The organism is Streptomyces sp. NPDC102283 (assembly GCF_044766265.1).
In the GTDB taxonomy this organism is placed as follows: domain Bacteria; phylum Actinomycetota; class Actinomycetes; order Streptomycetales; family Streptomycetaceae; genus Streptomyces.
In genome coordinates this window covers 283,796-295,005 of the sequence record NZ_JBIWLQ010000003.1, presented here as the reverse complement: position 1 = coordinate 295,005, position 11,210 = coordinate 283,796, and the positions used below count along the sequence as shown (strand labels likewise).

The 11,210-nt window shown below is 73.1% G+C and carries 10 protein-coding genes and 1 riboswitch; of the genes, 3 read left to right on the top strand and 7 right to left on the bottom strand.

Annotation, left to right across the window (positions count from 1 at the left end):
* Positions 1–144 precede the first annotated feature (144 nt).
* Positions 145–1,287 carry a glycosyltransferase family 4 protein gene (locus ACIRJT_RS08105; protein ID WP_403906064.1) on the bottom strand — a complete coding sequence of 381 codons (1,143 nt, stop codon included), beginning with the start codon at positions 1,285–1,287 and terminating at the stop codon, positions 145–147.
* A 116-nt stretch (positions 1,288–1,403) separates the two neighbouring features.
* Here ACIRJT_RS08105 and ACIRJT_RS08100 point away from each other — a divergent pair, with 116 nt between their 5' ends.
* Positions 1,404–2,651 (top strand): glycosyltransferase 87 family protein, encoded by a 1,248-nt coding sequence (locus tag ACIRJT_RS08100; RefSeq protein ID WP_403906568.1) that lies wholly within the window; start codon positions 1,404–1,406, stop codon positions 2,649–2,651.
* Here the strand turns inward: ACIRJT_RS08100 and ACIRJT_RS08095 are convergent.
* The 5 genes from ACIRJT_RS08095 to ACIRJT_RS08075 all read right to left on the bottom strand — a co-directional run bounded on the left by ACIRJT_RS08095 (position 2,627) and on the right by ACIRJT_RS08075 (position 8,160).
* Positions 2,627–3,883: a hypothetical protein gene (locus tag ACIRJT_RS08095; RefSeq protein ID WP_403906062.1), complete on the bottom strand. Its 1,257-nt coding sequence runs from the start codon at positions 3,881–3,883 to the stop codon at positions 2,627–2,629. The two genes, ACIRJT_RS08100 and ACIRJT_RS08095, sit on opposite strands and share 25 nt — an antisense overlap.
* A 34-nt stretch (positions 3,884–3,917) precedes the next feature.
* Positions 3,918–4,946 carry an NlpC/P60 family protein gene (locus ACIRJT_RS08090; RefSeq protein ID WP_403906060.1) on the bottom strand — a complete coding sequence of 343 codons (1,029 nt, stop codon included), beginning with the start codon at positions 4,944–4,946 and terminating at the stop codon, positions 3,918–3,920.
* Positions 4,947–5,199: 253 nt separating this feature from the next.
* Positions 5,200–6,225, bottom strand: a complete 1,026-nt coding sequence (locus tag ACIRJT_RS08085) for an NlpC/P60 family protein (RefSeq protein WP_403906057.1) — start codon at positions 6,223–6,225, stop codon at positions 5,200–5,202.
* Between the two features lie 292 nt (positions 6,226–6,517).
* Positions 6,518–7,879, bottom strand: a complete 1,362-nt coding sequence (locus ACIRJT_RS08080) for an NYN domain-containing protein (protein WP_403906054.1) — start codon at positions 7,877–7,879, stop codon at positions 6,518–6,520.
* Positions 7,880–7,917: 38 nt separating this feature from the next.
* Positions 7,918–8,160 carry a hypothetical protein gene (locus ACIRJT_RS08075; RefSeq protein ID WP_003969643.1) on the bottom strand — a complete coding sequence of 81 codons (243 nt, stop codon included), beginning with the start codon at positions 8,158–8,160 and terminating at the stop codon, positions 7,918–7,920.
* A 193-nt stretch (positions 8,161–8,353) separates the two neighbouring features.
* On the opposite strand from ACIRJT_RS08075, the gene ACIRJT_RS08070 reads away from it, so the two are divergent.
* Together ACIRJT_RS08070 and ACIRJT_RS08065 are read left to right on the top strand one after the other, a co-directional pair.
* Positions 8,354–9,103: a rhomboid family intramembrane serine protease gene (locus tag ACIRJT_RS08070; protein WP_403906051.1), complete on the top strand. Its 750-nt coding sequence runs from the start codon at positions 8,354–8,356 to the stop codon at positions 9,101–9,103.
* Positions 9,100–9,381, top strand: a complete 282-nt coding sequence (locus ACIRJT_RS08065; RefSeq protein ID WP_403169219.1) for an Lrp/AsnC family transcriptional regulator — start codon at positions 9,100–9,102, stop codon at positions 9,379–9,381. Before ACIRJT_RS08070 ends, ACIRJT_RS08065 begins: the two co-directional genes overlap by 4 nt.
* Before the next feature lie 85 nt (positions 9,382–9,466).
* Here the strand turns inward: ACIRJT_RS08065 and ACIRJT_RS08060 are convergent, their stop codons facing one another.
* Positions 9,467–10,858 (bottom strand): aminotransferase class V-fold PLP-dependent enzyme, encoded by a 1,392-nt coding sequence (locus tag ACIRJT_RS08060; protein ID WP_403906047.1) that lies wholly within the window; start codon positions 10,856–10,858, stop codon positions 9,467–9,469.
* Between the two features lie 179 nt (positions 10,859–11,037).
* Positions 11,038–11,155: riboswitch (SAM riboswitch) on the bottom strand.
* Positions 11,156–11,210: the final 55 nt, after the last annotated feature.

Below are 11,210 nucleotides of genomic sequence, written 5' to 3'. Positions count from 1 at the left end.
CCGCCGCTGATGCTGACGCGTCCGGGGGGGGCGATGCCGGGCGCGGCGGTGGTTGTGTCTAACCCCCCCCCCGGGGGGGGGGCGGGGGGGGGGGGGGCCCCGCGCGGGGGGGGGGGGCGCGCGCCCCTCCGTCGTACGACGTGTTCACAGCAGGGTCTTGAGCTTCTCCGCCAGCAGGTCCCAGCGCCACTTCTCCTCGACCCAGGCCCGGCCGCGCTCCCCCATCCGCTGTCGCAGCTCCGGGTCCCCGAGCAGCGTCACGATCCGGTCCGCCGACTCCTCGGCGCTGCCGCCGCGCACCACCCACCCGGTCTCGCCGTCGAGCACCGCGTCCGGGGCGCCGCCCGAGTCGCCGGCCACCACGGGCAGGCCGGTCGCGGACGCCTCCAGGTAGACGATCCCGAGGCCCTCCACGTCGAGGCCGCCGCGGCGGGTGCGGCAGGGCATCGCGAAGACGTCCCCGGCCCCGTAGTGCGCGGGCAGTTCGGCCCAGGGCACCGGGCCGGTGAAGCGCACCGAGTCCTGGACCCCGGTCCGGGCCGCGAGCCGCTCCAGGTCCTTGGCGTACGGTCCGCCGCCGACGATCAGCAGCACCGCGTCCGGGATCCGCGCGAGGATCGCGGGCATGGCCAGGATCAGCGTGTCCTGGCCCTTGCGGGGCACCAGGCGGGAGACGCAGACGACCACGGGCCGGTCCAGGAGCCCGAGGCGGGCCCGGACCCGGTCCCCGCCGGACGCCGGGTGGAAGGTCTTCTCGTCGACGCCGGGCGGCAGTTGGACCATGCGCCCGGCGGCCTCGGCGGTGAGGGCCCCGGCGATCCGGGAGCGGGTGTACTCACCGAGATAGGTGACGGTGTCCGTGCCGTCGCCGATCCGGCGCAGCAGCTGCCGGGAGGCGGGCAGCTGCGCCCAGCCCGCCTCATGGCCGTGGGTGGTGGCGACGAGCCGCCGGGCGCCCGCGCGGCGCAGCGCGGGGGCCATCAGGCCGAGCGGGGCGGCGGCGCCGAACCAGACGGAGGTGCAGCCGTGTTCGCGCAGCAGACCGGTGGCCCGGTTGGTGACGCGCGGGGTCGGCAGCAGCATCGTCGTCGGGTCGCGGACCACGGGGAACGGCTGCTCGGCGTCGAAGGCGGCGGTGGCCGCCGCGCCCTCCTTGCCGCGCTTCCAGGTGGAGGCGTAGACGACGACCCGGTCGGGATCCAGGCGCAGCGCCATGTTGTGCAGGAACGCCTGGATGCCACCGGGGCGGGGCGGGAAGTCGTTGGTCACGATCAAGGTCTTGTCCATCGTGGCCGACAGTACCGAACGGCCGCGCTTCACCGGTGACGCGCTCTCCCGGCGGCATCATGAGCCGCCGGGAGACCCGGCCGGGCACGAGCGACGAAGAGGCGGCGATGGCGGCGATGGCGGGACGAGGACCCATCGGCGCCGGGCCGTGGCCGTACGCCCTGTGGGCGCTGACGCGGGCCTGGCTGCTGGCCTGCGTGTTCAAGGTGGTCACCGTGCCCGGACCGGACGTCACGGTGGATGTGTCGGTGATCTACCGGAGCTGGTACGAGGTGCTGCTGACCGGCACGTATCCGCTGGACGACGTCACCTGGCAGTACCCGCCCGGCGCCGCCCTGGCGATCCTCTCCCCCGCCCTGCTGCCGTTCCTGGAGTACGCGACCGCGTTCTTCGTGCTGGTGCTGCTCTGCGACGCGCTGGTGTTGGGGCTGCTGCTGTACGTGGGCCGGCGGCCGGGCATAAGGGCGGCGGGCGCCTGGGTGTGGATCGCGGGGGTGCCGCTGCTGGGTCCGACGGTCTACGCCCGCTATGACCTGATGGTGACGGCGGTCGCGGTGGCGGCGCTGCTGGCGGGGGTGCGCCGGCCCCGTGCACTGGGGGCGCTGGCGGCGTTCGGGGCGCTGCTGAAGGGGTGGCCCGCGCTGCTGCTCGTCGGGGTGCGCAAGGGGCGCCGGACGCGGGCCGCGTGGACGTCGGCGGCGCTGACGGCGGCGGGGCTCGCGGCGGCGTTCGCGCTGTGGATGCCGGGGGCGTTCGCGTTCCTGGCCTTCCAGCGGGACCGGGGCACCGAGGTCGAGTCCCTGGGGGCGCTGGTCTTCCATGTGGCGCGGCGGTTCGGCTGGGAGGGGCGGGTGGAGCTGCGCTACGGCTCGCTGGAGTTCCTCGGCCCGCACGTGGAGCTGGTGTCGACGCTGGCGCTGGGGCTCGGCGTCCTGGCGCTGGGCTGGCTGCTGCTGTGGCGGCTGCGGGCCCGGACGTTCGCCGGGCACACCCCGGCCGAGGCGGCGTTCACTGCGGTGCTGCTGTTCACGGTCACCAGCCGGGTGATCAGCCCGCAGTACGTCGTGTGGCTGGTCGGACTGGCCGCGGTGTGCCTGGTGTTCCGAGGGGCGGCGATGACGCTTCCGGCCGTCCTGGTGCTGGTGGCGGCGGGGGTGACGCTGCTGGAGTTCCCGATCGGCTTCGGCCGTGTGGTGGCGAGCGACGCGTGGGGCGTGACGCTCCTCCTCGTACGGAACGGGCTGCTGGTGGCGGCCTCGCTGGTCGCGGCGCGGCGGCTGTGGCGGTCGACGGTGCCGGGGCGGCCGCGTGGGGAGGGCGCCCCGCTCGCGGGCGGGGGTCAGCCGAGCCGGGTGGCGAGGTAGTCGCGCCAGTCGGCGGTGAACTGCTGGGGCGTGGTGTCGAGCACCGCGTTCAGCGCCTGCTCCACCGCTCCCTCGCGTCCGTCGTGCGCTCCGACGGTCTCGTAGAAGGCGATCAGCTTCTCCTGGCCCCACCGCTCCGCGATCAGCTCGCAGGCCAGCCAGCCGCCCTCGTAGGCCCCCGCCAGCTTCGCGGGGTCGCCGTCGAAGCCGAAGTCCGGGTCGGCGGGGAGTTCGGCGGGGGTCCGGCCGCCGCGGACGGCCTCGGCCAGCTCCGGGGCGATGGTGTCGGCGGCGCGGTCCTCGCCCCGGTAGGCGGTCCAGTCGGCGAAGCCCTCGGAGAGCCAGACCGGGGTGGCGGTGGAGGTGCTGGTCCGGGTGGCGACATGGGTCGTCTCATGGGTCAGGACGATCCGCTGCCCGAAGCTGCCCAGGGTGGCGTACGCCTGCGGGTTGACGATCACCCGGTCGGCGATGGCCGGGCGCTCGCCGGTGCCGCCGACCTCGCCGGTGGTGACGGCGGCGATGCCCCGGTAGCTGGCCTCCGGCGAGCCCAGCAGTCCCGCCATGTCCTCGACGGAGTCCGGGACGAGGACGACCACCCGGCGGGTCCAGGGGCGCGGCCAGGCGTCCGAGACGGCCGGTACGGCGAGGTCCACGGTGTCGGCGACCTGGCGCAGCTCCTCCTCGCTCCGGCCGACGCCCAGGACGATGCTGTGGGCGCCCTCGACGACCTCGACGTCCCCCTGCTGCCACAGCTGCCCGGAGGCGCCCTCGGCGGGCCGGTCGGCGGTGATGTACCAGCGCTCGCCGTCGCGCATCAGCTCCAGGACGCGGCGGGTGGCGACCGGGGCGGTGTCGTACCCGTCGATGCGGTAGCGCAGCTCCACGTCGGCGGTGGCCCATCGCCCGTCCTGCTCGGTGATGTCCTTGACGTCGTAGCCCCAGGACTTCAGCGGCACGTCGGCGAGCCGGTCCAACTCGGTGCGCTGAGCGGCCCGCAGCTTCGCGGCGTCCGGCGCGAGGCCCTCGACGTAGCCCGCCGGGTCGTGGGCGAGGACGGCCGCCGCGCGGCGCTCCAGGACGGCGTCGAGGGCGCCCGCGGTGAGGAAGGTGTCCGGGTCGGCGGGGGCCGTGCAGGCGGAGGCGGTCAGGAGTACGGCGAGCAGGCTGCCCGCCGCACGCCGTCGTCCCCGGGGGCGTCCCCCCCGCGCGTCACGTCCTCGTACGGCCACCCTGCCGATCGTACGGTCAGATCCGGTCGTACGGTCAGATCCGGGTCACCGAGGAGACGGGCATCATGCCGACCGGATCGTAGCGGACCGGGGCGCCCGGGTAGGGGGCGTGGATGACCTGGCCGTTGCCGACGTACATGCCGATGTGGCTGGCGTCCGCGCGGTAGGCGACCAGGTCCCCCGGCTGCGCCTGGGAGAGGGGCACCATGCGGCCCGCGTGGCGCTGGGCCTGGGAGGTGCGGGGCAGGCTCACCCCGGCCTGGGCGTAGGCCCACTGCATCAGGCCGGAACAGTCGAATCCGGAGGGCCCGTTGGCGCCCCAGACGTAGGGTCTCCCGAGCGCCTGGTGGGCGGCGGCCACGGCGGACATCGCGCGGGCCGAGCCCGGGGCGACGCCGGAGAGATCGGACGGTCCCTCGCGGCCGGAGCGCGAGGCCCGGTCGAAGGTGGCGCGTTCCTCCGGCGGCAGCGAGTCCAGCAGCCGGCGGGCCTCGCGGAGCTTGGACTCGACGGCGTGCTTGTGGCGGGTGACGGCGGCCCGGTTGCGCTCCAGCTCGGTCAGGGCGCGGGTGGTCTCCGCGCGGGTCTGGGCGAGCCCCCGCTGTGCGTGCCGCAGCTTGTCCAGGGTCATCGCCTGGCGGGCGCCGGCCCGGTCGAGGGCGGCGGCCCGCTCCAGGTAGGTGTCCGGGTCTGCGGAGAGCAGGAGGGCGAGCGCCGGGTCGATGGAGCCGGTGCGGTACTGCGCGCCCGCCATCGCGCCGAGCGCGTCGCGCATCCGGTTGACGCGCTCCTGGCCCCGGGCGGTGGCGTCCTGGGAGCGGTCCGCCTCGCCGCGCAGCCGGTCCACGCGCTCCCCGGCCTCGTTGAAGCGCTCGGTGGCCCGCTCCGCCTCCCCGTAGAGGCGGTCGACGGCGGCCTTGGCGCTCTCCCGGGTGTCCTTCGGGTCGGCGCTCGCCGGGGCCCCGGTCAGCGTCGCGGCGACGGTGGCGGCGGCCGCCGAGATGACCGTGACCCGGACGCCTCTGGTGAAGCCGGACTGTGTGGAACGGCGATGGGACACCACAGGTAGCCGCACTCCCTTCCGCTGACGCGGTAGTGCGCAGCCCCTGCCGCCCGGGTGGGCGGACGGAGACCGGGAGCTGCGCGGCAGCCAGACAGTAATCGCGCGACTACCCACCGGCAAAAGACCGCGCCGGTGGCGACGGAGGGGACAGACGACGCCGCCCCGCCGGTGACCTTGGTCTCCGGCGGGGCGGGGCGTCAGTGCGGTGTGCGGCGATTCCCTCGTTCGGGGGTGCCGCGGGCATGCCGTGACGTCAGATGCGGACGCCGAACTGGAAGGTGCCCATGTAGTCCATCGACTCGTAGCGGACGACGGTGCCCGGCTTCGGGGCGTGCAGGATCTGGTTGTTGCCGGCGTAGAAGCCGACGTGCGCCAGGTTGTTGAAGAAGACCAGGTCGCCCGGCTTGAGCTGACTGCGGCCGATCTTCGTGCCGTCGTTGTGCTGGGTGAACGTGGTCCGGGTGATGGAGACGCCGGCCTGGGCGAAGGCCCACTGCGTCAGCCCGGAGCAGTCGTAGGAGTTGGGGCCCGAGCCGCCGGAGACGTACGGCTTGCCGATCTGCGTGGCGGCGGCGGCCAGGGCGGCGGCCCCACGGCCGGACGCGGGGGACTCGTTGCCGAGCTCGACCCGGTCGCTGGCGGCGCGGCTGGCGCGCTGCTCGTCCTTCTGCATCTTGGCGCGCTCGGCCTGGGTCAGCGTGTTGAGCAGCTGCTGGGCGTCGGCCAGTTTGCCCTGGTACTTCTTCTTGTTCTCGCCGAGCGCCTTGCGGACGTCGGCGAGGTCGCCGAGCTTGTCCTGGGCTTCCTTGCGCTGCTGGGCGAGGGTGCGCTGCTTGGACTGGATCTTCTGCAGCGACTCCGTCTGCTTGACCGTCAACTGGTCGAGCGCGGAGGCCTGGTCGAGGAAGCTGTCCGGGTCCGAGGCGAGGAAGAGGGCCACGGAGGGGTCGATGCCGCCGGAGCGGTACTGCGCGGTGGCGATCGTACCGAGTTCGGTGCGCAGCGTGTTGAGCTCGGCCTGGCCACGGGCGACCTTGTCCTGGAGCGCGTCGACTTCCTTCTTCAGGTTGTCCTGCTGCTCCTTGGCCCCGTTGTACTTCTCGGTGGCGGCCTCGGCCTCGTGGTAGAGCTTGTCGACCTTCGCCTTGACTTCGCTCTTGCTCGGCTTGGGATCGGCGTGGGCGGCCTGGGAGGTCAGGGCCACGGCCGCGGCGGCGGTCGCGGTGAGCACGGTCACGCGGGTGCGGCTCGGCTGCTTGGGACGACGGTGGGACGCCACGAAGGCGAGCTCCTTCTTCCTCAGAGCCGCCTACCGGGCTGTGGGGGAAAGATTCCCCGGCTCCGTGCACATGACGGACTCGGCGGTTCCTTCGCCGTCACCCCCAATGGGTGATCAACCGTGCGAAGGTTCGAGGCATGACCTTAGTGACCATCTTGTGATCAGTTCAAATCCTCACAGGATTTTTCTCGTCACACCAGGCACTTCTTTACTCTCACCCCACCGCGTGTAGTGGCGACTTGACGGTACGTTCCCAGAAATCCGGCATGTCACACATGCCGCGCATATTCCGCTAGACGCGCGAAAGACGCTTGAGGAGCAAGACGGACGCGACCGGTCGCGCACCGGCCTTGGCCACGCCGTCCGCCACCTCCCGGTCGGTGGAGACGACCACCACGGGCCGTCCCGGCGGTTCCGCGCGGGCCAGTTGACGGATCAGCTCGTCCGCCGTGACCCCGGCCTTGCTGAACAGCACCCGCACGCCCCGGGGCGGGGCCAGCAGCACCGGGGCGGCCAACTCGGCCCCGTCGAAGACGCAGGTCATCTCGGCGCCGGTCTGCGCCGCGAGCACCGAGAGCCCGCCCAGCAGCCGCAACCGCTGCTTCTCCAGCGGCATCTGGGGGTACCCGGTCTTGGTGACGTTGTAACCGTCCACGATGAGGTGGGCCTGCGGCAGCGCCAGCAGCTGGTCCAGCAGGGCCGGATCGGTCTCCGAAAGGGCCCTGGCGGCAATGTCCTTGGGTGACATCCGACCGGGCTCCACCGCGTCCACGGTGTCGGCGGGATGCGTCGTCGCCGGGGGAAGCGCCAGCTCCCGCCGCAGCCCGGAAGCCGCGTCCAGCACGGTGTCCAGGAGTAGCCGCAGCCGCATGTCCTCCACCGAGCGGCCTTCGCGGGCGGCCCGGCGGCTCGCCTCCAGGGCCGCCTCGGCCTCCCCCAGTCGCCCCTTGAGCCGGCGCGACTCGCTCTCGGCGACGGAGAGCTGGGCGGCCGACTCGGCGCGTTGGGCGTCGGCCTCGGCGGCGCCGCGGCGCAGGGCGGCCTCGCCGCGCTTCACCTCGCTCAGGGCGCTGCGCAGCTTGCGGTGCAGCGACTCGGCCTCCTTGCGGGCCGCCTCCAGCTCGGTGCGCAGCCGCTCGGTCTCGGCGCGGGTGTGGGTGCGGGCCCGCTCCAGCTCCTCGCGCAGGTGCTCCAGTTCGCGCCGGGTCTCCTCGTCGGCGCGCTCCGCGTCGGCGCGCTGGACCTCCTCGCCGGCCGATTCGACCAGCTTCACCCAGCCGACCGGGCGCAGCACGTAGGCGGCCGCGGCCACATCGAGGGGATCGGCGGCGGCGGGCGGCGAACCGGCCTCCAGCGCACCGGTCAGCTCGGGCTGGGACTGGCCGAGCCGCTCACCGATGCGCTGCCGGAAGAGGGCGTCGCTCTCCAGCGCGGCGGCCATCGCGTTCCCCGCGAACTTCGCCCGCCGGGTCGGGGTGAACCGGGCGTACTGTCGTAGCTGGGCGGGCAGTTCGGAGACGGTCAGGCCGCCGAAGGCGTCCGAGACCAGCGCGATCACCCGCCGTCGGACACCCTCGGGCAGCGGACGGCCGAGCGCCTCTGCACCGCCGTCGGCCTCATCGGCCGGTCCGGCGCCGCTGGTCGGCTGATCCACCGTCCGTCACCCCATAGATATGTGATGGGTGCGCTTCCTCAGGAAGCGGCACCCGGCCTGTCCACCAGTTCGATCTGGTCCACCGCGTTGCACCAACGACAGCGGACCGACTCGATGGTCTCACTGACGACCTCCCGCTCCTCGACACTCGACTCACCGGCCAGGTCGAGGTGCACGTACTCCACGACCTTGGAGGAGCGGGTCACGTCGAAGCGCGTGAGGTTGCCGCACAGCGTGCAGCGCCAGCGGGTCGAGTCGGTCGGCAGGGGAACCGTCGTCATCGTTGCGTCCTCTTTCGTCGTCTCCAGGAGCCCGCGCCGGGCACGCCGCCGCGTCTCCACTTGTCTACGCCAAGGATCTCGCGGTGCGCCGTCGAACTGCGGAAGTCCTGGCGTAACCCTACGGCCTCGCGTATAGGCATCGGCACGGCGAGGCGCTCCGTCCCGTTCTCCACCGGTACGCCATGCTCTGTACATGATCGATGGGCGGCAGGCCGACTGGCGGACCACGGCCGGGAGGATCCGGGACGCGGCGGTGTCGAGCGGCGCCCCGGTCACCTACGGACTGATCGGCGTCTGCGGTGTGGCCTTCCTGATCAGTCCGCTCTCCGGGTTCGGCGGCGCCGCCCACGGAAGCGAGGAGGCTCTCCTCGCCGCCCAGGCCGCGTACTTCGAGCGGTGGGGAGTGATCCCCGCCGAGCTGTGGGAGGGTTCCGCGCACGCGCTGATGACACCGTTCACCGCGCTGTTCGTGCACGGCAGCTGGCTGCACCTGCTGGGGAACCTGTTGTTCCTGTACGTGTTCGGCGCGATGGCCGAGGAGCGCATGGGCCGGCTGCGGTTCGCCCTGTTCTACGTGGGCTGCGGCTATGTGGCGCTGGTCTGCTACGCGGCGGCCCACGCGGACTCCGGGCAGACGCTGGTGGGTGCGTCGGGGGCGATCTCCGCGGTGCTCGGCGCGTTTCTCCACCTGTTCCCCAGGACCCGGGTGACCAGCCTGTTCCCGTTCCTCTTCTTCCTGCCGCTGCGCTTCCCCGCCTGGATCGTGCTGGTCTTCTGGTTCGGGCTCCAGTGGGCGGCGGCGCAGGGGGCGGGCAGCGGTCCCGGGGTGGCGTACCTCGCGCACGTGGCGGGCTTCGCGGCCGGGTTCCTCTACGCCTGGGTGGTTCATGGGCGGAGGGCTAGAGTGAAGGTTCCAGCCACCGAGGGAGACAGCCAGCCGTGATCACCGCGATCGTGCTCATCAAGACCAGCGTGGACCGGATTCCGGAGATCGCCGAGGCCATCGCCGCGCTGGAGAGTGTCAGCGAGGTCTTCTCCGTCACCGGCACCTACGACCTGATCGCCATGGTCCGGGTCGCCAGGCACGACGACCTCGCCGATGTCATCCCGGGCCGGATCAGCAAGATCCCTGGCGTCGAGGGCACCGACACCCACGTGGCGTTCCGTACGTACTCCCAGCACGACCTGGAAGCGGCCTTCGCCATCGGCCTCGACGCGTAGGGCCTGACGACGGGCCCCAGGACACACCGGCGACGCACCTCGGCCGGGGACGGGCGGCGCGCCCGTCCCCGGCCGAGGTGTTTCATCAGAACGTGTCTCGGACCTGGGCGGCTTCGCCCCGGTCCGGGACGCAGCGGCCGTCCTCGGTGCGGTAGTTCCACCGGGCGCCCTCGCGGACCAGCTCGGAGACCGCGCGCAGGAACCGGTCGATGTGCTCGTCGGGCGTACCGGCGCCGAAGCTCACCCGGATCGCGTTGAGCGACCGCTCGCCCGGCTCGGCCTCCGGGGCGCCGCACTCGCCCGGGTCCTGCGGGTCGCTGCCGAGAAGGGTGCGCACCAGCGGGTGGGCGCAGAAGAGGCCGTCGCGCACGCCGATGCCGTACTCGGCGGAGAGGGCGGCGGCGAAGTGCGAGCTGTTCCAGCCGCGCACCACGAAGGAGATGACGCCGACCCGGGGGGCGTCGTCGCCGAACAGCGAGAGCACCTGCACCTCGGGCACCTCGGCGAGCCCCTCCCGGACCCGGCCCACGAGCTCCTGCTCCCGGGCGACCAGGCCCTCGAAGCCGGCCTCGGTCAGGGCCTTGCAGGCGGAGGCGATGGAGTAGACGCCGATGACGTTGGGCGAACCGGCCTCGTGGCGGGCGGCCGTGGTGTGCCAGTCGACGTCCACACCGCCGTCGGCGCGCCGGGCGACCTTGCGGGACGCGCCGCCGCCGGCGAGGTACGGCTCGGCGGCCTGGAGCCAGTCGGCGCGGCCGGCCAGGACACCGGAGCCGAAGGGCGCGTACAGCTTGTGGCCGGAGAACGCGACCCAGTCGACGTCCAGTTCGGCGATGTCCACGGGGTGGTGCGGGGCCAGCTGGGCGGCGTCGAGGACGATGCGGGCGCCGTGCGCGTGGGCGGCGGCGGCCAGCTCCCTCACCGGCCACAGCTCGCCGGTCACGTTGGACGCGCCGGTGACGCAGACGAGGGCGGGGCCGTAGGGGTCGCGTTCTGCGAGCGCGCGCTCCAGGGCCTCGACGGCCTGGGCCGGGGTGCGGGGCGCGTTGAGGTAGGTGACCTGGGCGTCGCGCCAGGGCAGCAGGGACGCGTGGTGCTCGGTCTCGTAGACGAAGACCTGGCAGTCGGCGGGGATCGCGGCGGCCAGCAGGTTGAGGGAGTCGGTCGTGGAGCGGGTGAAGACCACCTGGTCGTCCGTGCGGCAGCCGAGGAACTCCGCGACCGTGCGGCGGCTGTTCTCGAAGAGGTCGGTGGAGAGCTGCGAGAGGTAGCCGGCACCGCGGTGGACGCTGCCGTAGTACGGGGCGTACGCGGCGACGTCGTCCCAGACCCGCTGGAGGGCCGGGGCGCTGGCGGCGTAGTCGAGCGCGGCGTAGGTCACCTCACCGCCGGTGACGAGCGGGACCGTGACGTTCTGCCCCAGAACGGGCAGCGGGGCACAAACCGACGAGTCGAGGGCAGCGGTGGGGACAGACATGGCGAACTCCCGTAAAAGGCAGGCGAAATCCGGCGCCGGCGATGTACGCGGCAGCGCGGGAGGAGGAAAGGAAAGAGGGTGCGCTGAAGAAGGGCGGTCAGCCCTAGCGCATTCGCTTGCTCACAGAAGACTCCCTAGGGACCAGGACCCCGGGGGCTGGCATCCGCTGGATGCCGAGGGGCCCGCGCTTGCCGCAGACCTCGCTGCCTGCGGCCTGGTCTTCACCCGGGGCACCCCGCCACGGACGGAGGGTTGCCGGACAGCGGGCCGGGGCCGTAGTCGCTGTCACTCATGACCTGCGCAGCATCTTGCCATACGTGCGCACACGCGCAAGGGCGCAGTCCGGCATCCG

What these genes read in the sequence shown, in the direction of transcription:
- ACIRJT_RS08105 (WP_403906064.1), bottom strand. Translation starts at nt 1,287, where the DNA reads ATGGACAAGACCTTGATCGTGACCAACGACTTCCCGCCCCGCCCCGGT.
- ACIRJT_RS08100 (WP_403906568.1), top strand. Translation starts at nt 1,404, where the DNA reads ATGGCGGGACGAGGACCCATCGGCGCCGGGCCGTGGCCGTACGCCCTG.
- ACIRJT_RS08075 (WP_003969643.1), bottom strand. Translation starts at nt 8,160, where the DNA reads ATGACGACGGTTCCCCTGCCGACCGACTCGACCCGCTGGCGCTGCACG.
- ACIRJT_RS08070 (WP_403906051.1), top strand. Translation starts at nt 8,354, where the DNA reads ATGATCGATGGGCGGCAGGCCGACTGGCGGACCACGGCCGGGAGGATC.
- ACIRJT_RS08060 (WP_403906047.1), bottom strand. Translation starts at nt 10,858, where the DNA reads ATGTCTGTCCCCACCGCTGCCCTCGACTCGTCGGTTTGTGCCCCGCTG.